Origin of the sequence: Polyangium spumosum (assembly GCF_009649845.1) — a bacterium.
Lineage (GTDB): Bacteria > Myxococcota_A > Polyangia > Polyangiales > Polyangiaceae > Polyangium > Polyangium spumosum.
In genome coordinates, this window is sequence record NZ_WJIE01000001.1 from 672,343 (window position 1) to 696,042 (window position 23,700).

General features: G+C 69.6%; 20 protein-coding genes. 11 read left to right on the forward strand and 9 right to left on the reverse strand.

The annotated features are described in order from the left end of the window. Position 1: 1 nt before the first annotated feature. Entirely contained in the window at positions 2-1,330 is a 1,329-nt protein-coding gene (locus tag GF068_RS02885) for a pyruvate dehydrogenase complex dihydrolipoamide acetyltransferase (protein ID WP_153817731.1), read from the forward strand. 49 nt (positions 1,331-1,379) lie between these two features. Here GF068_RS02885 and GF068_RS02890 read toward each other — a convergent pair whose 3' ends face one another. Next, positions 1,380-3,314, reverse strand: a complete 1,935-nt coding sequence (locus GF068_RS02890) for a hypothetical protein (RefSeq protein ID WP_170319217.1) — start codon at positions 3,312-3,314, stop codon at positions 1,380-1,382. 56 nt (positions 3,315-3,370) lie between these two features. After that, complete coding sequence (locus tag GF068_RS02900) at positions 3,371-4,006, reverse strand: MarC family protein (RefSeq protein ID WP_153817734.1); 636 nt, start codon at positions 4,004-4,006, stop codon at positions 3,371-3,373. A gap of 254 nt (positions 4,007-4,260) precedes the next feature. Between GF068_RS02900 and GF068_RS02905 the strand changes: the two genes are divergently transcribed. From GF068_RS02905 to GF068_RS02920, 4 genes are all read left to right on the forward strand, one after another. Continuing rightward, complete coding sequence (locus tag GF068_RS02905; protein ID WP_170319272.1) at positions 4,261-4,665, forward strand: 6-pyruvoyl trahydropterin synthase family protein; 405 nt, start codon at positions 4,261-4,263, stop codon at positions 4,663-4,665. Between the two features lie 9 nt (positions 4,666-4,674). Next, positions 4,675-5,433 carry an SDR family oxidoreductase gene (locus tag GF068_RS02910; protein ID WP_153817736.1) on the forward strand — a complete coding sequence of 253 codons (759 nt, stop codon included), beginning with the start codon at positions 4,675-4,677 and terminating at the stop codon, positions 5,431-5,433. 49 nt (positions 5,434-5,482) lie between these two features. Continuing rightward, entirely contained in the window at positions 5,483-6,922 is a 1,440-nt protein-coding gene (locus GF068_RS02915) for a cytochrome P450 (RefSeq protein WP_153817737.1), read from the forward strand. 283 nt (positions 6,923-7,205) lie between these two features. Further along, positions 7,206-8,630: a proteinase inhibitor gene (locus GF068_RS02920; protein ID WP_338046185.1), complete on the forward strand. Its 1,425-nt coding sequence runs from the start codon at positions 7,206-7,208 to the stop codon at positions 8,628-8,630. 24 nt (positions 8,631-8,654) lie between these two features. Here GF068_RS02920 and GF068_RS02925 read toward each other — a convergent pair whose 3' ends face one another. Further along, positions 8,655-9,083, reverse strand: coding sequence for a hypothetical protein (locus tag GF068_RS02925; RefSeq protein ID WP_153817738.1), 429 nt, complete (start codon positions 9,081-9,083; stop codon positions 8,655-8,657). 325 nt (positions 9,084-9,408) lie between these two features. Between GF068_RS02925 and GF068_RS02930 the strand changes: the two genes are divergently transcribed. After that, complete coding sequence (locus GF068_RS02930) at positions 9,409-10,350, forward strand: alpha/beta fold hydrolase (RefSeq protein WP_153817739.1); 942 nt, start codon at positions 9,409-9,411, stop codon at positions 10,348-10,350. A gap of 12 nt (positions 10,351-10,362) precedes the next feature. Here the strand turns inward: GF068_RS02930 and GF068_RS02935 are convergent, their stop codons facing one another. Together GF068_RS02935 and GF068_RS02940 are read right to left on the reverse strand one after the other, a co-directional pair. Continuing rightward, on the reverse strand, positions 10,363-11,679 hold the full coding sequence (locus tag GF068_RS02935) for a porin (protein ID WP_153817740.1): 1,317 nt from the start codon (positions 11,677-11,679) through the stop codon (positions 10,363-10,365). Between the two features lie 144 nt (positions 11,680-11,823). After that, positions 11,824-12,438 (reverse strand): methylthioribulose 1-phosphate dehydratase, encoded by a 615-nt coding sequence (locus tag GF068_RS02940; protein WP_338046186.1) that lies wholly within the window; start codon positions 12,436-12,438, stop codon positions 11,824-11,826. Positions 12,439-12,764: 326 nt separating this feature from the next. On the opposite strand from GF068_RS02940, the gene GF068_RS02945 reads away from it, so the two are divergent. Then, positions 12,765-12,986, forward strand: a complete 222-nt coding sequence (locus tag GF068_RS02945; RefSeq protein WP_153817742.1) for a hypothetical protein — start codon at positions 12,765-12,767, stop codon at positions 12,984-12,986. On the opposite strand, the gene GF068_RS43315 is transcribed toward GF068_RS02945, so the two are convergent. After that, on the reverse strand, positions 12,983-13,594 hold the full coding sequence (locus tag GF068_RS43315; protein ID WP_170319273.1) for a hypothetical protein: 612 nt from the start codon (positions 13,592-13,594) through the stop codon (positions 12,983-12,985). The two genes, GF068_RS02945 and GF068_RS43315, sit on opposite strands and share 4 nt — an antisense overlap. 150 nt (positions 13,595-13,744) lie before the next feature. Between GF068_RS43315 and GF068_RS02950 the strand changes: the two genes are divergently transcribed. Then, positions 13,745-16,510, forward strand: coding sequence for a serine/threonine-protein kinase (locus GF068_RS02950; protein WP_170319274.1), 2,766 nt, complete (start codon positions 13,745-13,747; stop codon positions 16,508-16,510). 2 nt (positions 16,511-16,512) lie between these two features. Next, entirely contained in the window at positions 16,513-17,874 is a 1,362-nt protein-coding gene (locus GF068_RS02955; protein WP_153817744.1) for a tetratricopeptide repeat protein, read from the forward strand. Here GF068_RS02955 and GF068_RS02960 read toward each other — a convergent pair. Both GF068_RS02960 and GF068_RS02965 read right to left on the reverse strand, forming a co-directional pair. Then, a complete protein-coding gene (locus GF068_RS02960; RefSeq protein ID WP_153817745.1) occupies positions 17,852-18,523 on the reverse strand; it encodes a hypothetical protein in 672 nt (223 codons plus the stop codon). The genes GF068_RS02955 and GF068_RS02960 overlap by 23 nt on opposite strands. Positions 18,524-18,530: 7 nt before the next feature. Further along, positions 18,531-19,946 carry a sigma 54-interacting transcriptional regulator gene (locus GF068_RS02965; RefSeq protein ID WP_153817746.1) on the reverse strand — a complete coding sequence of 472 codons (1,416 nt, stop codon included), beginning with the start codon at positions 19,944-19,946 and terminating at the stop codon, positions 18,531-18,533. Positions 19,947-20,501: 555 nt separating this feature from the next. Here GF068_RS02965 and GF068_RS02970 point away from each other — a divergent pair. Next, the gene (locus GF068_RS02970) at positions 20,502-21,326 is read left to right on the forward strand and encodes a tetratricopeptide repeat protein (protein WP_153817747.1); all 825 of its coding nucleotides are present in this window, start codon (positions 20,502-20,504) and stop codon (positions 21,324-21,326) included. Positions 21,327-21,639: 313 nt separating this feature from the next. Further along, the gene (locus GF068_RS02975; RefSeq protein ID WP_153817748.1) at positions 21,640-22,404 is read left to right on the forward strand and encodes a hypothetical protein; all 765 of its coding nucleotides are present in this window, start codon (positions 21,640-21,642) and stop codon (positions 22,402-22,404) included. 44 nt (positions 22,405-22,448) lie between these two features. Here GF068_RS02975 and GF068_RS02980 read toward each other — a convergent pair whose 3' ends face one another. After that, entirely contained in the window at positions 22,449-23,318 is an 870-nt protein-coding gene (locus tag GF068_RS02980; RefSeq protein WP_153817749.1) for a hypothetical protein, read from the reverse strand. Between the last annotated feature and the right edge of the window lie 382 nt (positions 23,319-23,700).

Sequence of the window (23,700 nt, forward strand, 5' to 3'; positions counted from 1 at the left end):
CATGGCCAAGGTTCTCGATATGCCGAAGCTGTCCCCCACGATGGAGGAGGGACAGATCAGCGTCTGGCACAAGAAGGAAGGGGACACGATCGGCGTCGACGATCTGCTCGCCGAGGTCGAGACCGACAAGGCGACGATGGAGTATCGGTCCTTCGACAAGGGCACGATCCTCAAGATCCTCACGCCCGCAGGCAGCATGGTGCGCCTCGGACAACCGGTGGCGATCATCGGCGCGCCCGGCGAGGACGTCTCCGCGCTCCTGGCGAAGGTGGGCGGTGGTGGTGGTGCTCCGGCTCCCGCGCCCGCTCCAAAGGCCGAGGCCGCGCCCGCGCCCAAAGCCGAGCCGGCACCCAAAGCCGAGCCCGCTCCGGCGCCTGCGGCCGCTCCCGCGCCTGCTCCCGCGCCTGCTCCCGCTCCCGCGGGCGAACCCGGGCGCGTCAAAGCGTCTCCGTACGTCCGGAAGCTCGCTCGCGAGCGGGACCTGAGCCTCGCCGGGGTCACGGGGTCGGGGCCCGGCGGTCGTATCGTCGCGCGGGACCTCGACGGCCTCACGGCCGCGCCTGCCCAGCCCGCGGCCACGCAGGCCCCGGCCGCCCCTGCGCCTGCCCCGGGCGAGCTCGCCGCGCCCGAGGTGCGTCCGCTCAGCATGATGCGCAAGGCCATCGCGCGCAGGCTCGTCGAGTCGAAGCAGACCGTCCCGCATTTTTATCTGACGATCGACGTCGACGCGGATCCGCTCAATGCCCTGCGCGAGCAGATCAACGCGGAGCTCGCCGCCGCCGCGGAGCCCGGCAAGGACGCGACCAAGATCTCGATCAACGATCTGCTGGTCAAGGCCTGCGCCATTGCATTGCGCCGCGTCCCCGAGTGCAACGCGCAATATTCGCCCGACGCGATCCTCGTGCACCGCCGCGTCGACATCTCGGTCGCCGTCGCGGTCCCCGAGGGCCTCGTCACGCCCGTCGTGCGCGACGCCGACAGGAAGAGCATCACCACGATCGCCGCGGAGATCCGCGAGCTGGCGGGCCGCGCCAAGGCGAAGAAGCTCAAGCCCGAGGAGATGGCGAACGGCACGTTCTCCATCTCGAACCTCGGCATGTACGGGATCGACGAGTTCTCCGCGGTCATCAACCCGCCCGAGGGCGCGATCCTCGCCGTCGGTCAGGTCCGGCGCGAGCCCGTCGTGAAGGGCGACGCCGTGGTCCCCGGCCGCCGCCTCGCGATGACGCTCTCCTGCGATCACCGCGTCATCGACGGCGCCGTCGGCGCGACCTTCCTGAAGGCGCTGCGGGCGCTGATCGAGCGCCCGATGCAGATCCTCGTCTCCTGACGAGAAAGGGAGCGCCCCCGACGCGCGGGGCGCTCCCTCCCTTCATCCATCACGGTTTTTCGTTCTGGCAGCTCCGCCGCGTGAGCCATTCGAGCACGGACCGCACCATCGGCCGGTAGCCGTAGGCCGGCGACGTGGTGTCGTCGAGGTTCGCCGGACAAACCGAGCCGACGACCGCCTGATCGCCGAGCGACTGGAGCAGCGCCAGGGGCCGGAGGCCCGGGTACGCCTTCGCCCGGACCTGCAGCGTGTGTTGCCCGCCGTTCGCGGGATCGGGCGCGCAGAGCGGGTTGTCGTTGTCGCTCTCGCGGCAATCGCAGACCGTGAGGTCCGGGATCGAGCAATCACGCTGCTCGCCCGGCAAGAGCGGCAGGATACACGCGTACTGGAGGTCGTCGTTGGAGATGGTCCTCTCGTGCCCGTTGATCGGGTTCGCGTGCGGCGTCGTCGCGTCGACGAGGACGTCGCCGGTGATCGGGTTCGTGCCGACGCGCTTCTGGACCGACTCGATCATGAGCGGATCGAGCGGCTTGAACTTGTGGTTCGTCAGGTTGCTGCCGATGATGACGTCCCAGGTCGAGAAGCCGGTCTCATCTATCGGCGCCGTGAGCTCGGCCGCGGACTTGAAGCCTTTTGACGCGTCGGTCGTGTCTCGCGCCACGTCCTGCCAGGGCACGCCGACGAGGCCGGTGACGAGGACCTTCGCGGGCCCGCGGACGTCCGTGAGGTCGTCGGTCGGGTCGAGGTCGGAGAAGAGCGGGTTCGGGACGAGATCGCCGGCGCGATTCGGGATCAGGTGCTCGGTGAAGGCCTGCGTGTACCGGTCGATCGGATAGAGGAAATCGATGCCGAAGCGGCGCTTTTGATCCCAGCAGCGCAGGTTGACGCCGTCCTCCTCGGCGTCGTAGAGCGAAAGCTCGCCGTCCGGGGTCTGGCACGACGGATCGGGCGCGCACTCCCCCGGATCTTGTGCACATGATTTGCAGCACGGATCGTCCGGGTGGAGCACGCATTCCTTCCGCGCGCGTGGCATACGCACGTTCGTCGCCCCGATGCGGAGCTGGTTCACGTAATAGAACTGCCCGTACTCCTTCGTCGAGCAATCGTTCTCGTCGGTCAACATGAGCACGGTGACGAGCGAGTCTGGCCGCAAGAACTCCGCGCGTTGCTGGAGCAACACCGTGTCGATGCCCTCCGGCATCGCCCTGTTGTTGACGACCGAGATGGTCTCGTAGGGCTCTGGATCCACGAGGAATCGGTAGATGCTCTCGAGCTGCGACTCGTAGCCGCAGCCGATCTGCCCGACGCCGAGGACCATGTCGCGCAGCGTGGGCACGAGGCCGCCGCCCATACCGTCGTCGATCTGGTCCTCGCCCGGCGGATCGAGCTTCTGCTCGGGATCCCAGGCGAGGAAGCCCTTGTTCGTGTACGTCGGCGCCTGCGCGCCGCCACATGCATTCGTACGCGCGAGCAGGTGACCACGGTCGTTGTTCGTCGTGTTCGGGTTCGGCGCGCACTCCTTGCTGTTCGGATCCACGTTCGGGCACGAATCCGAGCCGTGTCCGCCGATGCTCGAGCTGATGACGCCGATGTGGATGTCCGAGATCGGCTCGAAGGCGCGGGAGGACCCCGTGGGGCAGGCCTCGTCGGGCCCGCTCGGCTGCGTCGCCGAGGGCGCGCCCGACGGGCCGATGCAGGGCGGGTTCACGACCCCCTGCACGATGTCCGGGATCGCCAGGGCGAGGATGTTCTGCTTGTCGGCCATGCTGCGCGAATTGTCGATCGCGAGCAGCAGGTCGAGCTTCGTCGCCGCGACGCACGCCGCGGGCCCGCCTCCGCCTTGCGCGCCGCTGCCACCCGCGCCGCTGCCGCCGCTGTTTCCGCTGCCGCCCGTGCCGCCGCCGGCCACCTGATCGGGGCACCCCGCGAGCGCGAAGAGCGCCGAGAGGCCCAATCCGAGAATCGTCCCACGCCGACCGATCATGTCATGCCTCCTCCCAAGAAAGGATCCATCGAGGAGACATGGAGGCGAGGCGAGCGTCAAGGGCGCAGCAGATCACGCGCGCCGTCGGCGACGAATTGCACGGCGATGGCGGCCAGGATGAGGCCCATCACGCGCTCGAGGATCGCCACGCCGCTCTTGCCGAGCGCGCGTTGCACGAGCGGGGCCGCGCGCAGGATGAAATAAGCCGCGACAAACGTGATCGTGATGGCGAGGAGGACGGGGAGCGCGTAGACGAGGCTCCTCGTGTTGCCCTGGGACATGAGGACCATGGCGCTGGCGATCGCGCCTGGCCCGGCGAGCAGGGGCATGGCGAGGGGCACGAGCGCGACGTCCTCCTTGCGCGCGCTCTCCTCGGTCTCCTCGGGCGAGGTGCGGGTCCCTGGACGCTTGGCGCGGAGCATGTCGAGCGCGGTGAGCATGAGCAGGAGCCCGCCCGCCACGCGGAAGGCGCCCAGGCTGATGCCGAAGATCTTGAAAATGACGCCGCCGAAGATCGCGAACGTCGTGAGGATCAGGAAGCCCGTGAGGCAGGCGCGGCGCGCCATCTGGCGCGTCTTTTCGGGCGGATCGTTGGCGGTGATGGCGAGGAAAATCGGCACGACGCCGATCGGGTCGACCACGAAGAAGACCGCCGAAAGGGCGACGAAGAAAAACGTCACGAGATCGGTCAAGGGCGCATCCCGGGAGCGCTATAGATCCGGGACGAGCGGAACGCCAGGCTCATGTTGTCCCGCGGAGCGCGCGAGATCGCGCAGCGAGATCGCCTCTAGGGGGTGAATCGGCCGGGCTCCGCCTGGCCGAGAGGGGTTCGGGGCGAAGCATGGCTTGTCCATGCGAAGCCCCGAGCGGAAACCACGGACGCGAGGCGTCCCCCTCGGGACCCGAGGTTGACGGGGGACGGTGGGCGCGGTATCTCGCCCTTCTCATGTTCCGCGTGACCGAAGTAGTGCGGTTTTGTTATGGCCACCGCCTGCTGGACTACGAGGGCCCGTGCGCTCGCATCCACGGCCACAACGCCCGCGTCGAGATCGAGATCTCCGCGCCCGCGCTCGACCGCAAAGGGTTCGTCGTGGACTTCTTCGACATCGAGAAGGCCGGCAAGGACTGGATCCTCTCGCAGTTCGACCACCACCTCATCCTGCGGGAGGACGACCCCGTCATTCCCTTCCTGAAGGAGGCGGGCGAGACCTTCGTGGCGCTCTCCGTCAATCCGAGCGCCGAGAATTTCGCCAAGCTCATTTTTGATCATCTGCGCGCCCAGGGCGTGCCCGTCACGGCGGTGCGTTTTTACGAGACGGAGACGGCCGTCGCGACCTACGACGAGCGCTGAGGTGGTCCAATGAGCAAGGCGGCCCTCGTCACCGGCGCAGGAAAACGTATCGGTCGCGCGATTGCGATGTCCCTCGCGCGGGACGGTTTCTCCGTCGCGGTTCACTACCACCGCTCGCGTGAAGAGGCGGAGGCCCTGGTCTCGGCCATCGAATCGGCCGGCGGGCGCGCGGCGGCGGTCCGAGCGGACCTCGCGGACGAGGCGGAGACGAGCTCGCTCGTGGAGCGCGCGGCGCGCCTCGTGGGGCCGATCGTCGCGCTGGTGAACAACGCCTCGACGTTCGAGTACGACACGCCGGAGACGGCCACGCGCGCGAGCTGGGATCTGCACATGGAGGCGAACCTGCGGGCGCCGTTCGTGCTCACGCAGCAATTCGCGCGGGGCCTGCCCGAGGGGGACGAGGGCGCGGTGGTGAACGTGCTCGATCAACGCGTCTGGAACCTGAGCCCCCATTACACGACGTATACCGTGAGCAAGGCCGGGCTCTGGGCGCTCACGCAGTCGCTCGCGCTCGCGCTCGCTCCGCGCATCCGCGTGAACGCCGTCGGCCCCGGGCCGACCTTGCCGAGCACGCGGCAGACCCCGGAGCAGTTCGCCGCGCAATGCGCGAGGATGCCGCTCGGCCGCGGCGCCACGCCCGAGGACGTCTGTGACGCCGTGCGATTTTTGCTCTCGGCGCGCGCCGTGACGGGGCAGATGATCGCGGTCGACGGGGGGCAACACCTCGGATGGGCCACGCCGCGGCCGGAAGAATCGATGCCCGATTGACCTGTATCCGCAGGATCCCCCTCACGGGGGCGGGAGGCGAGAGGTTTTCATGAGCGCGACGGTGATCCCCACGGCCCCCGGCGAGAACTTCCTCGGCCACGGCCACCAGCTCCAGTACGATCGATTGCCCTTTTTTCGGCGCGTCGCCGAGCTCGGCGACGTCGTCGCGACCCGGATGCTCCACCGGCCCATTTATTTCGTGAACGCGCCCGCGGCCGCGCACGAGATGCTGGTGGAGAAGGCGCGGAGCTTCGAGAAGTCGCCGGGGATCCGGATCCTGCTCCACGATCTCGCGGGCCAGGGCCTCTTCACGAGCGAGGGGGATCTCTGGAAGCGCCAGCGCCGCTTGCTCTCGCCGCTTTTTCACCCGACGCAGCTCCAGACCTACGTGAGCGCCATGAACGGCGAGGCCTTGCGCGCCCGCGAGCGGCTCCGGGACGGCGATCGGGTCGACCTCGCGGCCGAGACGACGCGGATCGCGATGAGCGTCGTCGGCCGCGCCCTCTTCGACGCGCGCACCTTCGACGAGGCCGACGAGCTCGGCGAGGCGCTCACGATCGCGCTCGGCTGGGTCAACGATCGCCTGGCGACGCCGTTCATGGCCATCCAGCTCGCGGCGCTGGAGATGACCGAATCCCTCGACGGCAAGCTCCCCCCTTTCCTCGACGACGTCCGCGCCCGCGTCCGCGCCGCGCTCGACGGGCCGGTCTTGATACCCGGCCGGCACGATCCCACCGTCCGGCGCGCGCTCGAGGTCCTGGACGGACGTATTCATGCCATGATCGACGAGCGCCGCGCGCATCCGGCCGATCGAAAGGATCTGCTCACGCGGCTGCTCCAGGCGCGCGACGCCGATCTCGGCGGCGAGGGCATGAGCGACAAGCAGGTCCGCGACGAGGCCAATACGCTCTTCATCGCGGGGCACGAGACCACGGCGACGGCGCTCGCCTGGTCGTTTTATTTGCTCGCGCGGGATCCTGCGGCGCGCGCGAAGGTGCAGGCCGAGGCCGACGCCTTCGGCCCCGACGGCCCCACGTCCTACGACCCGGAAAAACTCGCCTACACGACGCGGGTCTTCAAGGAGGCGCTGCGCCTCTATCCGCCCGTCATCGTGCTCCCGCGGCGCGCGCTCGAGCCCGTGCAGATCGGCGGCCATGCCTTCCCGGATCGCACCATCTTTTTCGTCAACGTCTATGGCATGCACCTGCGCCGCGATTGCCATCCCGAGCCGGATCGGTTCGATCCGGCTCGCTTCACCCCGGAGAACGAGGCGAGGCGCCCGAAGTCGGCGTGGATCCCCTTCGGCGTGGGGCCTCGCGTGTGTATCGGCAACCATTTCGCGTTGATGGAGGGGCCCGTCGTGCTCGCCACGTTGATGCGTGGTTTGTCGTTCGAGGTCGAGCCCCGGGACGTCGAGCCCGAGACCTTCGCCACGCTCCGGCCCAAAGGCGGCGTCTGGGCGCGCGTCCGCCGCCTCGATTCGCGCTGACCACACCCCCCGCCCCGCTCCCGCTCCCCTCACATCTCCCCGCCTAGCTCCCGTCGCCGCTCGACGCGCGGTGCGCGTGTTGGATCACATTTGCTCCAGCCCTCACGCGTGTGCCGAACCTGGACAACACGTACGTTGTGCCACATGTTCTACACAAAAGATTGGACGAAGCTTGCACAATACATGAACAAACGATATTACCTAGAACGTTCGCCGGACAAAACGGTGAGCGAACAAACTTTCAACAACAACCCTTCGAACACCACGTTCAGGAGTATCGACCGTGAAGCAAGAGCTCCTCCGTTCACCTCACGTGATGCTGGGCGCTGCGCTCCTCGTTTCGTCCCTCGGGGGGCTCGCCGCCTGTGAGAAGGCCGAGGAGAAGGCCCCCGAGGCGCCGCCGCCGGCCTTCGTGCAGCCCGGTCGTTGCGTGTACACGAGCCCCTTCACCCAGGCCGAGGAGTGCCGCGATTACACCGGCGAGGGCTGGTCCGCGGAGGCCGCGGAGGCCGATTGCAAGGCCCTGCAGGCGTCCACCTTCACGAACGACGAGCGCTGCACGTACGAGACGACGCTCGGCCGATGCGTGCTCGAGGGCGGGACCGAGGACGAATACGCCATCGTCATGCCCGGCGACGACACGAGCCAGTGCGCCTCGACGAAACGCGGCTGCGAGCTCTTCGGCGGCGGCACGTTCGAGCCCGACGCCTGCGAGGGCGTGACCGACGAGACGGGCGGCGGCATTGGCACGGAGGGCAGCGTCTTTCAGTGGCCCACCCTGGCGTGTGTCGACCCGAAGGCCGGCGAGCCGGCTGGACAGAGCGGCGGCAAGGTCTGCACGTTTGGCTCGATCGCAGGCTGCACCGAGCCCGGGCGCAAGTTCACCGATTACGCGTCGTGCGAGCCTGTCCTCACGCAGCGCCCGTACTGGTCCGCGCCGCCCTCCGATTTCAAGACCCCCGAGGGCGACCCGCGCCTGTCCGACCCGCAATGGCTGGACGAGCTCGCCTGGGTCACGAAAGAGGTCGAGGCGTGCGGCTGCGTGTGCTGTCACTCGGAGAAGGCCGCGCCCGCCGAGGGTCCGTCGAACTGGTACATCGAGGCCGGGCCCATCTGGACCGACAGCTTTTATCCGACGGGCCTCGCCCTCGCCGCCGGCTGGGTCCCCTCGGACGCGCTCGGCGCTTACCCGGCGGAAGAGAACAATGGTTTTTCGCGCGACGTCGCCGGCCTGCCCACCACCGATCCCGCGCGTATGGTCGCCTTCTTCGAGGGAGAGCTCCTGCGCCGCGGCTTCAAGAAGGAAGATTTCGCGAACGAGACCCCGTTCGGCGGCCCGCTCTACGAGCAGAGCCTTTACGTGCCGAGCGATTGCACGGGCGGGGAGGGCGTGGACGCCGCAGGCAAAATCACGTGGAGCGGCGGCGAAGCCCGTTACGTTTACGTCTTATCGGCGGACGCCAAGAACCCCGGCGCGCCGCCCAACCTTGACCTGCCCCAGGGGACGATCTGGCGCCTCGACGTCGCCGCGAGCGCGGCGCCTGTGAAAAGTGGTATCACTTACGGAGAGATTTTGCCGGATGCGAAACAAGGGTATCCGGCGAGCGGAGCCCCGGCGAACCTCGTCCCGGGCACGAAGTATTACCTCTACGTCTGGGCAGACGTGGGCGTCCCGATCACGCGGTGCCTGTTCGACTACGCTCTCTGAGAGGGAGAGGTTCGTCCCGGATTGTCAGGCTCGGACAACCTCGATGACGAAGGGCGGCCGCGCGCGCGGCGCCGTGCGTTGACCCGTCTTCGCCTCGGTCCAGGCCTGGAGCGCGAGCAGCGCGTTTTTCGGCCCGACCGAATCCACGAATGCGCGCGCCGCGCCGAACGCCGACCAATCGCGCTCCCGATGCGTCACGGCGTACGGGCCCCTCTCGTCGAGCCCGCCCTCGTCGAACGCCTGGAACACCTCGATCATCCGCCCGTCACGGACGCTCTTGCATCCGAACTTCGCAGGATCCTCGCCTGTCGGCAGAGGCCCCACGAGGTAGGTCTCCGTGACGAGGTTCGCGCCACAGAGGATCGCCCCCGCCACCCTGGAGATGGCGTCGAGCCACGCCGCCGAAGCGGCCACCGTCTCTTCGACTTCGTCGCCGCCTTCGAGCTCTGCCACGAGTGCCTCGAGATCGTCCCGCTCGATCCGGCCCCACCGCCGTACCCACTTCTCACGACCACGGCGGGGCCTGCGTTGCGCATCGGTCGGATCGGCTGTTTTGGATCGCATCGCGGGGTCTACCTGCTCCTCTGCACGATCCGAGCCCCCCGGGGAACGGGGCGAGAGCGCCACACGGGGGCGAGCTCGGAAGATCGGGCGGGCGTGCCTCTACCGGGAAATCCGGTGCACCGCAAGTGTTCTTTCACGGACGCACGCATCTCGCCCCGGACACACTCGGCCTTCCCATCCGCCCGGGACCATGTGTAGAACGGCCGCCGCCCGCATGCGTACCTCCTCGTTCGAATGGATCGCCGACGACGGCAAGCCGATCTTCGTGCACGCCTTCTCCCCCGACGAAGCCACGAAGCCCGTGGGGCTCGTCCACATCTCGCACGGCATGAGCGAGCACGGCGGCCGCTACACGCGCCTCGCCGAGGTGCTCACGGCGCGCGGCTTCCTCGTCGAGGCCCACGACCACCGCGGCCACGGGCGCACCGCGCAGCGCGACGACGAGCTCGGCTACTTCGGGCCCGGCGACGGCTTCGGCCGCGTCAAGGCCGATCTCCGCGGCCTGCTCGCCCGCGCCCGCGCCGCGCACCCGGGCCTGCCGCAGGCCCTCGTCGCCCATTCGATGGGGTCGCTCATCGCGCAGGCCGTCCTGCCCGAGGAGGGCACGAAGCTCGCCGCCGTCCTCCTCTCGGGGACGAACGGCCCGCCCAGCTTGATGGCGCGCGCGGGCGTGCTCGTGGCGAAGGCCGAACGCGCGCGGCTCGGCGAGCACGGCAAGAGCCAGGTGCTGCAGGGGATGTCGTTCGACGCGTGGAACCGCTCCTTCGGCCCGAACCGCACGTCCTACGACTGGCTCACGCGCGACGCGGCCGAGGTCGACAAGTACGTGAACGACCCCCGCTGCGGCTTCTCCGTCACGACCGCGTTATGGGTGCAGCTCCTCTCCGCGATGCCCACGCTCGCGGGGCCGGACGCCCTCGCCCGCATCCCGAAGGACCTGCCGTTTTACGTGCTCGCCGGCGCCGAGGACCCGGTCCACGAGCGGACGAAGAACCTGCGCGGCCTGCTCGACGTGTACGCGAAGGCGGGCCTGCGCGACGTGACCTACCGCGTCTACCCGGGCGCGCGTCACGAGCTGTTCAACGAGACGAACCGGGACGAGGTGATGCGCGAGGTGGCGGACTGGCTCGTCCGCAAGCTCGCTCCGCCTCGATGACGGGGCCGTCGCTCAATAATTGAACTGGGCCTGCAGGCGGACGAGGCGCCCGCTCTCCTGCGGGTAGGGCGCCTCGGGGTGCGTGCGCTCGGCGAACACGTAGGCCGCGACGAGCTCGAGGGCCGAGATGGGCTGCCACTCGAGGCCCATCTCGAGCTCGCGGACGCTGTACCGCGGCGCGTTCGTCTCGAACTTGCGCCCGCCCTCGTAGAGCACGCCGCGCACGTAGGGCAGGAAGTCTCCGAGCTTGACCATGGCCATGGCGTAGCCGCCGTGGAGCGGCCGCTCGACGACGCGGCCGTCCACGAGCTCGGGCCCGCGGCCGATGTTGTACTCGGCCTGCAGGCCGATCGGCTGCGGATACAGGATGAACGAGGCGTGCGCGCGGACGTCGCGCATCTCGCCGGGCGCCTCCACGTCGCCCGCGGTCTTCACGACGAACTTGCCCGCATACCCGCCGGCGCCGAGCTCCACGATCTGGCGGCCGATCTGGAAGGGCCAGGTGACGCGCCCGACGACGTGGGGCGTCGAGTTGCGCTCCTTCTGGTTCGCCGTCTGGCCATTGTACGCGCCGAGCGCGACGACGCCGTAATCCCCCGAGCCCTTGAGCCCCTGGTCGACGAGCGACTTGAATCGCTTGCGGATACGATCCGGCGCCCAGTAAAAGAAGACGCCGAGATCCCGCTCGTCCTTGACGGCGCTGTTCAATGCGTCCGAGCGATCGAGCGGCGCGCGGTTCGAGCTCGATTGCATGTTCTCGAACCCGTACGGGACCTTCGACTGACCGACGCGGAAACGAAACTCCTTTTTCTTGTCGAGGAAGATGTCCGCATACCAGTCCCGGAGCACGAGGGAGTGATACTGGTCGGAGACGACACTCGCGAAATCGGGCTGCAGGTAGACGGAGACGCGCTCGTGCACGTCGCCGTACAGGATGACGCGGGCGCGGCGGATGAGGAAGCCGCCGTCCTTGCCGATCGAACGATCGCCCTGGAGGTTGACGAGCCGCTCGTTCGTCGCGCCGAGCTGGTTGTAGCGGACCTGCGTGTAGCCGCGGATCTTGATCCTGTCGTACCAGTTCTTCGTGGCCTGGCCGGCCGCCTCGCCGGGCTTCGGCGCCGCGGGTATGGCCGCGGGGACCGTCACCTGGGGGGCGATCACGTCCGGCGGCGGCGACTTTGCCTTCGCGGGCTTCTCGGGCAGCGTCGCCATCGCGACGTCGGATCGGGGCGCCGCGGGGACGTCCGCCAGCGCAGGACGCGCGGCGAAGAGCGTGAGGCAAGAGGCCGCGGCGAGGGCCGCGCGCGCGGCGAAATGGGCGAGCGACATGGGTGCGCAGACCCTAGGCGCCTCGCGTGACGAACATGTTACGGCTCGGTCGCGGAGTCGTTACCAATTCGTTCGGTTTTATTACAGAACGGCGAAGATTCCGTGTCAGGAAGCCGCGAATCGTCGGGAAGATCGCAATCCATTTCACCTTCGCCCGTGGAGGACGCATTCGAGGAGGAACTCGATCGCCTCGACGTGCCGCGCGGCTTCGCCGGCGCTCGTGCCCCACGTGTAGAGGCCGTGTCCCGCGAGGAGGTAGCCGTACACGCAGTCGTCGCCGCCGAGCTCCGCGTCGACCTGCGTGGCGAGGCGCTGGACGTCCTGCTCGTTCGGGAAGATGGGCAGGCGGATCGCGGTCTCGTGCGTGTCGATGCCCACGAGCGCCTTGAGCATCTCGAAGCCGGAGAGCACGACGTACCCCTCGGCGAGCAGGGCGCGGGACAGGACCGTGGCGGCGACGGAGTGGGTGTGCGCGACGGCGGTGATGCCCGGCCTTCGCCGGTAGACCTGCGCGTGGAGCGGCGTCTCGGCCGAGGGACGGCCGTCGGTGAGGGGGTTGCCGTCGAGATCGACGACGAGCAGGTCCTCGGCGCGGAGCGCGCCCTTGTCGAGCCCGCTCTTCGTGATGACGAAGCGACGAGCGTCGAGCCGCACCGAAAAATTACCGCTCGTCGCCTGGGCCCAGCCCCTCGCGTGGCAACGGCTCGCGAGGGAGAGCAAGGTGGCCGCGGCGACGTCGGGGAGGCGGTGTTGCTGCACACTCGACCCTATCTGTCCGACCTGCCCCGAGCAAGCCCCGGCCGCCCCGTCCCCGGTCGCCCGTCCGGTGGCGCCGATGTTCACGTTCGAAGCCCTGCCGAAGCGTCGCATCTCCTGGCTCGCCGCGCTCTTCCTCGGGATCCTCCTCGGGTCCTCCCTCGCCGGTGTCCATCAACAAGCCTCCGCGTGAGATCGCTTGACAGCTCGCGCTCGGCCCTGTATCGATATTGAACATCACTTTCATTATCAACGAGCCCGACAACCGAGCCCAGGCCCACAGGAGCATGCCCATGTCTTGTCCCGCGAAGGCTTCCCCTTGCGCCCCCGTGACGCTCTCGCGCGGCCCCATCGCCCGCGTCGACCACTGCCCGCAGTGCAACGTGATCTCGATCCACCTCGGCGCGACCTCGATCCGGCTCGAGCCCGCCGCCTACGAGGCGCTCTGGGGCACGCTGTCACACGCGCTCCGCGTCCTGCGCGGGCTCACCGACGCGCCGGAGGCGGCCACGACGCCGACGATGTGGACGTCGTCCGGCGGCAGCGCCTAGAAACCTAGATCGTCCGACATCCGCCGCCCCGGGGGCTTGACCGGCGGCGACGCAGGCGCGGTCGGCTTGCGTTGCGCGGCCCACGGGTCCTCGAGCTCCAGGCGCCGCGACGGAGGCGACGGCGCGGTCGGCGCCGAGGCCGACGCTCCCCCCACCACCTCGAGCTTCGTCTTCCCGTTCTTCACCGTCGCCTTGATCTGCCCCCCGTCGATCATCGCCTGCGCCCGCGCCGCGATCGACTGCGGCGCCTCTGCCGCCGCGCGCGCGCGCTCCCGCTCGGCGATCGTCTCCTGCTCGACCTGCGCGACGTGCCGCGCGAGCTCGTCCTGCCGCCGCGCCGTCGACTCGGCCCGCGCCCCGGCCTCCCGCCCCACCTCGCCGATGACGCCGGCGAGCACGGAGAGCTGCTGCGCGACGTACATCTGCCGCCCCTCGATCGCCGCGAGCCGCATCTCGTTCGCGCGCGCCTCGGCCCGGAGCTTCTGGATCTCCATCATCGCGAGATCACCCGAGGTGGTCTCGGCGCAGCCGACACAGGCGAGCGAGAGCGCACCCGCGAGGGGCACGAGGCGGCGAAGGAAGCGCGTGGAGAAGAGCATCGAGGCCATCGGCGATCCGATGCTACCGCGCGCCGAGCATGCAAGGAAAGGCCTCCTGCAGGCTCCCTCACGGGCCTTCCCTTTACGCCTCGACGCGGGTCGGGCATCCTCGGGGCCGCGCGCTCCGTGACCCCCACGGCGCTCGCCCCCGAATTTCCCTTGGAGACCCTCGACCCGGCCCTCTCGAGCCTGATCACGCGCCCCCCGGAGCAGAGGCGCATCGGCCCGTTCGTCCTCGTCGAACAGCTCGGCGCAGGGGGCTACGCGCCCGTCTGGCTCGCGCGCGAGACCTACGGCAAGGCCGAGCTGCGCACCGCCGCGGTCAAGCTCTTCTCGCTCGACGTCGACGCGACCGATCGGAGCCGCATCCTCGAAGAGGCGCGCGCGCTCTGCCGCGTCGAGCACCCGAACGTGGTGCGCTTCTACGCGCTCGCGATCGACGAGGCCGCCGGGGTCATGGGCCTCGCGATGGAACACGTCGCCGGCCGATCGCTGGAGGACAGGCTCGAAGCCGAGGGGAAGCTCTCCGTCGACGAGACGCTGCGTGTCGGCGTGGCCATCGCCTCGGCGCTCGCCGCGGTGCACGGCGCGGGCCTCGTGCACCGCGACGTGAAGCCGAGCAACATCGTCGAGGAGGCCGGCGGCGCGTACAAGCTCATCGATTTCGGGATCGCCTCGGCGTCGTCGAGCCCGTCCTCCGTGGACCTCGTGCCGGCGGGGCCGGAGGACGGCCAGACGCCACGCGCGCTCGCGGCGACCGCGCGTATCTCGGGCCGCATCACGGGCACGTACGGCTACATCGATCCCGCGGTCTTCGGGGCAGGCGCGCCTCCCTCGGCTGCGAGTGATCTCTACGCGCTCGGCGTCACGCTCCACCGTTGCCTCTCCGGCGCGCTGCCCGCCGAGCGCCTCGGCGGCAACGGCGCGCTCGATCCCGGCGTCCTCACCGGCTACGCGGCGCCCCTGCCCCTCGCCGCTCGTTGCGAGGGTGTCCCGCGCGCGCTCGCCTCGCTCATCGACCACCTGATCGCGCCGCGCCCCGAAGACAGGCCCCCGCGCGCCTCGTGGGTCGCGCACCACTTCGAGCAGATCCGGCGCGATCTCGCGGGCCGCGCGCGTGTCCTGCCCGACGAGGACGAGGGCCCGTTCCGCGGCCTGCGCCGCTTCGAAGCGCGTGACCGCGACGTCTTCTTTGGCCGCACCGCCGAGATCGCCGCCGCCATCGAGCTCTGCCGCGGCCGCGGCCTCGTCGCGCTCGTCGGCCCCTCGGGCAGCGGCAAATCCAGCCTCGCGCGCGCGGGCCTCTTGCCGGCGCTCGCCGAGGGCGCGCTCTCGGCCTGGCCCGAGGCCTGGGACACAGCCATCGCCGAGCCTGGCCGTGATCCTCGCGCCGCGATCGCCGCCGCGCTCGAGCCCTTCCTCCCGGGCGCCGCCGCGCTCGCGCCGGGCCCGCTCTGCGAGGCCATGGCGAGGCGCGCGAGCGAAGTAGATCGGGGCATCGTGCTCTTCGTCGATCAGCTCGAAGAGCTCGTGACCACCTCCTCCCGCGAGAGCCGCGAAGAAGCGGCCGCGCTGCTCGTGCGTATCGGCGCGCAGCCCTTGCCCGGCGTGCGCGTGATCGTCGCGGCGCGTGGGGATCTCCTGCATCTGCTCCTCGCGATGGGGGACCTCGGCAACACGATGGCGCGTGGCCTCTGCCGCGTGGAGCCCCTCTCGCCGACGTACTGGCGCGAGAGCGTCGAGCGCGCCCTCGCCTCGTACGGCTACGCGCTCGAGGACGCGGCGCTCGCGGAGGAGCTCTTCGCGGGCATCGACGCCACCGCGGGCGCCATGCCGCTCGTCGAGTTCGCGCTCACCGAGCTCTGGAGCGCGCGCGACACGGAGAAGAAGCAGCTCTTGCGCTCGGCGCTCGAGGCCGTCGGCGGCGTCGAGGGCGCGCTCGAGCGGCACGCCGAGACGGTGCTCGCGTCGATGGAGGAGGCGGTCACCGGCTCGATCGACGTGGCGCGCGCCGTCCTGCTCGCGCTGACGACGGCCGAAGGCACGCGGCGCGTGATGAGCGGGGACGAGCTCGCCGCGATCGCGGGGCCCGAGGCGCGGCGCGTGATCGACGCGCTCTGCGAGGCGCGGCTCGTCGTGCCCGCCGAGGGGCCGGGCGCGCCGGTGACGCTCGCGCACGAGGCGCTGCTCTCGCGCTGGGGCAGGCTCGCCTCGTGGATCGGCGAGGCGAAGGGTGATCGTTTGCTCGCCGAGGAGATCGAGCGTGACGCCGCGCGCTTCACCCGCGACCCGGAGAGCGTCACGCTGCTCCGCGGGCGGCGGCTCGATTTCGCGAAGGAGCTCGCCCGCAGCGGCGCCGTGCGTTTGTCGCCGGCGGCCGAGCGCTTCATCCAGACGAGCGCGCGTGTCTCGCGGCGGGCGGCGATGCTCGCGGCGATCGCGGGGGCGATCGTCGCGGCGTCGATCGTCGTCGGCGGCCTCGGGTACGTGCGGGCCGTGCGCGCCGAGGAGCGCGCGGCTCAGGAGAAGCTCGAGCGCGAGCAGAAGGACCGCGCCGCGGCCGAGCGAAACGATCGCGAGAAGGCCAAGCTCCTCGAGGAGATCCGCGCGACCGCGCAGCTCAACGAGGCGCTCCAGGAGCGCATCCAGAAGACGCTCTCCGGGCCCACCGAGCCCGCGCCCGGGACGGCCGCGCCCCAGGCCCCGCCGGCGCCGCCGCCCGTGCTCGCGAACGTCGCTCCGGGCGCGAACCCGGGCCTGAAGCCCGCCGCGCCCGCCTCTCCTGCGCCCGCGACGACCACGACCCCGGCGAGCCCCTCCGAGCCCCCGGCGAACGCCGCGCCGGCCTCCACGGGCGCCGACCCCGCCATGGCTGCGCCGGCGGCCCCGCAGGGCCCCGAGACGAAACCGGACGAGGAATTCTAGGGATGCGCGCCCCCTGCCACGCCATCGGCATCGGCCTCCTCGTGCTCGCCGCCGCCGCCGCGCTCCTCCCGGCGCGCGAGGCCCTCGCCTGTGGCCCCTACCCCCCTGCCCGCGCACATACCCCCGAGGACCGCTCCCAGGCCCAGCGCCTCTTCCAGGAGGGCCGCGCGCTCGAGGGCGAGGGCAAGCTCGAGCGCGCGCTCGCCCGCTACCTCGCCTCCCGCGAGATCCTCCCGCGCAAATCGAACACGAAAAACGCCGCCGTTTGCCTCGACAAGCTCGGCCGCGCCGCCGAGGCGATCCCCCTGTACGAGGAGGTCCTCGATCGATTTCGCGGCGAGCTCACGCCCGAGGAGCAAAAGGCGATGATCGACGACGTCCGGCGCCTGCGCGAGGCCGTGGCCACGCTGCACGTCATCGACGGCGAGGGGGCCCTCTTCGTCGACGGCAAGGACCTCGGCTCCTTGCCGCGCGAATGCCCGCTCTACCTGCCCCCCGGCCGCCACACCGTCCGCGTCAACCGCAGGGCCGTGCTGCTCGATCACGACCTGCCGCCGGGGGAATCGCTGCGTATCGTGGTCGACGCCGATCCCGTCCCCCCGCGCCCCAAGCGCTCGGAGGGCTGGTTCGCGCAGGCCTTCGGCGGCCCCGCGCTCGGCGGCTCCATGGATAGCAACGCCGAGCGCGACGCCGAGAGCGGCTGCACGGACCATTGCCCCTTCGCATTCGGCTTCCTCGCCGGCGCGCGCGGCGGATACATCACGGCGAACAACGTCTCCATCGAGCTCTTCACCGGCTTCTTCTCGGTGGACTCTCGATTCTCCCGCACCATCACGCGTGACGTCCCGCTCCCCTCGGGCATGTCGACCGTCACGTATACCCTCTCGCACGACCTCTCCTTGCGTGGCCCGTTCATGGGGCCGGCGATCGGCTATCGGCTCGACCTCGGGCCGCGCTGGCGGGCCCTCTTCCGCGGCTCCCTCGGCCTCGTCGCCGCGCAATCCTCCGACCCGGTGAGCGGCGTCGGGCGGGACGATCGTGGCCACGCCTCGAACCTGAACCTCGCGGGCACGAGCACGGTCCTCCGCTCGGCGCCTACGTTTTTCATGCCCGAGATCGGCATCGAGGCGAAGTTCCGCCGCCTGCGGGTGGGATTGTCGCTCGGCTACGTCCTCTTCCTGGCGCAGGGCAACGTCTTCGAGGGCCGCGTCTTCGACGCCCAGGCCCCGTGCCCGCCGACCGGTGACAATGGCGTCGCCTGCGCGCCGGAGACCCTGGCCGACGTCTCGGGGCAAGGGCTGCAGACGGCGCACGGCCTCATGCAGCTCTGGATCCCTCAGCTCACCTTCGGCTTCTTGCCCTGAACCCGGCCGCGATCACCACGAGCACGAACAACCACGCCGCGCTCTTCCCCTCCCCGCCGCGCGCCGCGCACGCATACGCGGCCGGCGGGCCGTCCGGCACCATCACGGGCCCGCAGAACCGGTCCTCCTTGCACACGAGGCTCAGGGGGCAATCGAGGTCCGACGAGCAACGCTCGTAACACTGCGAGCGCCGACAGATCCCGTCCTCGCCGCACTCCGCCCCCTCCTCGTTGCATTGATCGGGGAGCTGCACGCAGAAGCTCTCGGCGCTGCACGTATAGGTATGCTTGTCCGGCACCTGCGGGTTGCACTGGTCGATCCCGGGGCCCGTCTGGCACCTGCATTTGCCCCCCGCGCATTCTCCGCTCGGGCAATCCTCGTCCTTCTCGCAGTTCGGCGGCGCGGGCAGGCAATCCTCGTCCGGGCAGATGTACCCGCAATCGCAGAGCCGCGTCGGGTTGTTCTTGCAGCGCCGGAACTCGCCTTCACAGATCGGGCCGCTGCCGCCGGCGCCACCCGCGGGTGTCTCCGGCCGGAGCGCCGCCGGCTCGTTCGTGCCGCCGGCCCCGTCCCCGCGCGCGCCCATCAGCACGCTTGCGCAGAAGAGGCCCACGATCAGCCGATGGGACAACCTGCTCTGCGCTGCCATCGCCGCCTCACCTCTTCCTCGGTCGCGGCAGATCGTACTCTTCGAGCCGCGTCACCAGGGTCCGCCGCGAGATCCCCAGCATCTCGGCCGCGCGAGTCTGGTTGTGGGCGCACTTCTCCAGCGCGTCGAGGATCCGCTGCCGCTCGTCGAGCCGCTCCTCTGCCTCGCCGACGTCCGACTCGGTGATCCGCTGCGTCGACGTCGGCGCCGCGGGGGCCGGCGCGGGGCCCTGCGCGGGCGGCGACCCCGATGGCCGCGCGATCCGCGGCGGCAGATGCTCGGGCAGGACGGTATCACCGGCGCAGAGCACCGCGGCTCGCTCCATGGCGTTCTTCAGCTCGCGCACGTTGCCGGGGAACGGGTGCCGCTCGAGCAGCGCCCGCGCCTCCGCCGCGAGCGACGGCGTGCCCTTTCGGTCGAGCTTCCTCCACGCGTCCGCGAGGAAAAACGCGGCGAGCTCGCCGATCTCGGCCGTGCGCTGCCGGAGCGGCGGCACGACGAGGGTGATGCCGTTCAGCCGGTAGAAGAGATCCTGCCGGAAGGCGCCACGCTCGACCTCGGCCTCGAGATCCCGGTTCGTCGCCGCGATGAACCGCACGTCGACGGGCCGCGGCGCGACGGCGCCGATCCGCAGGACGGCGCGATCCTCGAGCACGCGCAGCAGCTTCACCTGCACCGAAGGCGAGAGCTCGCCGATCTCGTCGAGCAACACCGTGCCGCCGTCCGCGGCCTCGAAGAGGCCCTTCTTGTCCTCGGTGGCGCCCGTGAACGATCCCTTCTTGTGGCCGAAGAGCTCGCTCTCGAGCAGCGTCTCGCTGAGCGCGGCGCAGTGGACGGCGACGAAGGGTTTGTTCCGCCGCGGCGAGGCCTCGTGAATGGATCGCGCGAGGATCTCCTTTCCCACGCCCGTCTCGCCGAGCAGCAGCACGTTGAACGGCGATCCTGCGGCCCTGCGGGCCTCCTCGTGGAGCGCGCGCATGCCTGGATCCTCGACGATCACGCGGCTCGTGTTGCTCCTGCGGGGGTCCTCGGCGGCCTTGTGGGGGCCTTCTTCCTGGCGGGCGCGGCGGACGACGGCGATGACGGAGCCGAGGACGATGCAGTCGCCAAGCTCGACGTCGAAGGTCTCGCCGGGGGCGCGATGGACCCTGCGTGTCTCGGCGGCGGCGCCCTTGTCGTCGCCCTTGCGGACGAAGGTGCCGTTTGCGCTGCCCTTGTCCTCGATGCGGAGGACACCGCCGACGTGGAGGACGGCGTGGCGGCGGGAGACGGAGGCGTCGTCGATGCGCACGTCGTTGCCCTCGCCGCGGCCGATGGTGACGGCGCCCTTGCGCGGAAGGGCGGTGGCCGCGGCCTCGTCCCCCGCGGCGTACACCACGAGCTCGAGGGCCCCTCGTTGATCGTCCCGATCCGGCTGCGCCATCCCGTGCTGGTCTCCGAGGGGAAGGGTACGGGAAAACCGAGGCGGGAGGAAGCGGTGCGTCAGGGTGGCGGACGGGGACCCCGGGCCCCCTCTCGCGCCGGTTTGCCCTCTTCCGCGCCTCTGCCGGTTTGGGTACTCTCCTGCCGGAAGCGGGGGGATGGGCGCATGGGCTGAGCATTGGTCTCATCTGTGGGGCGCTTCGCTGGGGCGTTGCCCCAGGCCCCACCCGGGGCTCTCCGCCCCGGGACCCGGACCAGCGCAGGCGCTGGACCTTTTGTCGATGAACTGCGCTCCGCGCAGTTCATCGAACAGCCGCAGTCAAGACCAACAACGACCCTGCCAACCGAGACAGCCGCGCGGCTGGTTCTGCTGGCGCCCTGGCCTCTACGTCGGCCTGTTTGAAAAACTGCGCGGAGCGCAGTTTTTCAACCCCCGGTCCAGGGCTTGCCCTGGTTCGGGTCGAGGGGCGAACAGCCCCCGCGGGGTCCGGGGCAGCGCCCCGGCGCGGCGGCCTCTTGCCTTCGCGCGCAAATCCCGGCCCGGAAGGAGATTCTGATGAGCGAAGATCTGGACCGTATCATCAGGAACATCAGATATCGTATTCGCAAGAAAGACCCGAGCGGGTTCGAGGATGCCGTCAGGCTCGCCGAGCAGTATCCCGAGGACGCGGACGTCTGGGACACGGTTTCATACGCCTACGATAAGAGGGACGATCATGCCGCCGCCATGGCAGCCATGACGCGGGCGATAGAGCTCGACCCCAAGGGGCTGTCGCTGTTCTACAAGCGAGGCGAATACGCGCTCCGAACAGGCGACCATGAGAGCGCCGTGGCCGACTTCAGCCGAGGGCTCGTCCTCTCTGACGAGCTCAACAAGAATTACTTGCGCGATGAACTCCACTTCCGGCGCGCCGAGGCATTCATTCAGTTGGGCAAAAAGGCCGAGGCGCTGGCCGACCTTTCACAGTTGCGGGATGACTACGTCAACTTCGGGCCCAAGATTCGAACAAAAGCAGACCTCCTGGTGATGTGTGGGGAGAGCCTTCCGCCGCCCAAGGAGCAGGAGGACGAGCCGCCCGTATCGTCACCGGCCATCGCCGACGCTCCCGACGAAGAGGAGGTCGCGCTCGCGGAGCAGCTCGGGGAGGCCGGTATCGCGGCCGTCGACGCGGCGCTGCTCGAACAGCTCAGCCATCGATACCTGAAGGCTGCGCGCATCATCGGCGACGCGATTGACTTCGGCAGTTACCCGGCCGACAGCCTCCACGTCCGCCTCTTTGCCCGCCGGCTCATCGCCCTCGCGGAAGCCGGAGCCATCGTCGCGCGGGGAAACCTCCTCAACCCGCGGCGCAGCGTGGTCCGTCTCCCCGACAGCCCCTGACTTCACCCCTCACTCCCCCGTCCCCCTCGTCAGAACCGGTTCTGACTTGCCCTTCCCTCCCCCGTCCACCTCTGTAGAACATCTTACCTTTGCCTTCCCTCCACCGAACCTCTCGTCAGAACCGGTTCTGACTTGCCCTTCCCTTCACCGTCCCCCTTCGTAGAACATCTTACCTTTGCCTCCCCTCCACCGTCCTCCTTCTCAGATCGTGTTCTGACTTGGCCTTCCCTCCCCCGAAGCTCTTGTCGCAAAACCGAAGTTTCCTGTACAGTCCCCCACACTCCAACTTCGATTTCAGCCGGAGCCCCACTTCATGACCGAGCCTGATCTCCAGAAAGCCTACGAAAAGCACCTCCTCGCAGCGAAGGCCCTGCCTGCCTCCGAGGTCCTGCCGTACCGCGTCGACCCCGACCTCGCCCTCGTGAACGTCTCGACCTGCATGAAGGTCGTTCACGACAACGAGGCGGCAATCCCCACCCACCTGCCCAAGGTCAACCTCGCCGCCTTGCTCGCCCTGCCCGAGCTCGCCCTCGCCACGAAGTACGCGGCGCTCGTCGTCGAGCAGGAGATTCCGAACGAATCGCAGATCCGGGCGAAGCTCTCCCTCGCGCGTGACCTGCGCGAAAAGCTCCTGACCGTCGCCAGGGGCCTCGCCGAGAATGGCCTCGTCCCGCAAGCCGAGGTCGACGTCATCGCCGCCGGGCGAGGCCTCCGCGATCGCGCCGAGGATTGTGTCGCCCTCGCGGCCTTCTTCCGCAAACACGCGCAAGCCATCGACGGCAAGCACCCGCTCACGGTCGCGCAAATCGACGAGGCCGCGACGGTCGGCTCCTGGCTCGTCGCGACCCTCAGGCCCGCGGATGCCCCGAACAAGCCCTCGTCCGGCCCCAGCAATGCCGTGGACCTCCGCAACCGCTTCGCCACCCTGCTCGTCCGGGGCCACGCGCGCCTGCAAATGGTCGCCCATTATTTCCACGAAGAGGACTGGGAGGAGCGCGCCCCCGCGCTCAACTCGAGGCGCGTCAAGCGGCAAAACGAAGGCTCGAACGAAGACACGCCCGCGCCCGCGGCGGGTTGAACCGCCGGCGGGCCGGGCGAGGGGTCGCGGGGGGGGGCCGCGCCTCAGATCGTGCAGGACGAGGACGTGTGTTCTTTCTCCCGCACGCCCCACGCGAAACCGGCGCCCGATACGTACTCGACGCGGTTGGAGTATCCCCGAGGCGTGGCCCCGCTCGGGCCACTCCACCAGTATTGCCAGTTGGTATTCGAATAGAGGCCGTCTCGCAAGATGAACAGCGGCCTGAACACGATGCAGTCGCCAGGGCCGGAGTAGCTATAGGTGATGTCCGCCTCGACGGTGCCGGTCGTGCAGAAACCCGTGCGGTAACGGCGCATCGAATCGTTGTTGTCGTACCACGCCAGGACGCCCGTCGCGGAAGCGAAGCAGCCCGGACCGTCGGGATACGAAGTCCCTCCGTCGTCACACACGAAGGTCTCGATGCTCTCGTCACAAGCGGAGAGCAAGCTCTGGGGCTGGGGCGCCGCCGTCTGGAGGTCCTTCAGGAGCCAGCCCTGCGGCAAGAGCGTGCTGTCGATGCTCGACGCCCGCGTCGCTTCGGCGCGCATCACCTCGTGATACGCGACGAGGCCGCGGGGGGCCTCTTGCTCCGGCGCCGCGAGCGCGTGGAACAGGTCGAATGCGGTCGCCTCGGCGAACTCCGGGCGCTTCATGACCGTCCTGTGTTTCGCATCCCCCACCTCGACGACGCTGAAGCTGCCGTCCTCGTGCGCATAAAAGCGCACCTCGGCCCCGTCGGGCAGAGGCAGGACGGCCGCGAGCTCGTCCTCCGCAGACGCGACCTCGCTCGGCGCGGAGAGGTCCGCGGGGACGTCCCCCGCCTCGGAAGAAGCGACGCAGCCGCCGAGGAGGGCGGAGGCAACGAGGAGGGACGCAGCACGCCATCGATACGCGATGAGGAAAGTGGTTTGCATGGTTGTCGGGCTCCTGCCGTGACGCGATTTCGCCGCTCTATCGGCGGCGTTTGGTTTTGCCCGTCCGTTCGCAATGCCCGTGCCACGTCGGCGCACACGTGATCTCGCGGCGATCGACGAGAGCCGACGCCACGGTGGAACGCCGGTATGACAGCGGGATGTCACGGCGCCGTGACGCCTGTGATGACGTCGTGACACCACCCGCGGCCCGCGACCGGTACCTCTACTTTCCACCCCCTTGGGGACCTCCCGACGCGGCGCCGAGGATCTCCCGGTCGACGTCCGAAACGTGCTCGCAACCACGCGAACTGCAGTCCAGCTTCGTGTGTGGGCTTTACAAATCTGGAATTCCCGGATACGGTGGGCTCGGTTTTTTCTTTCT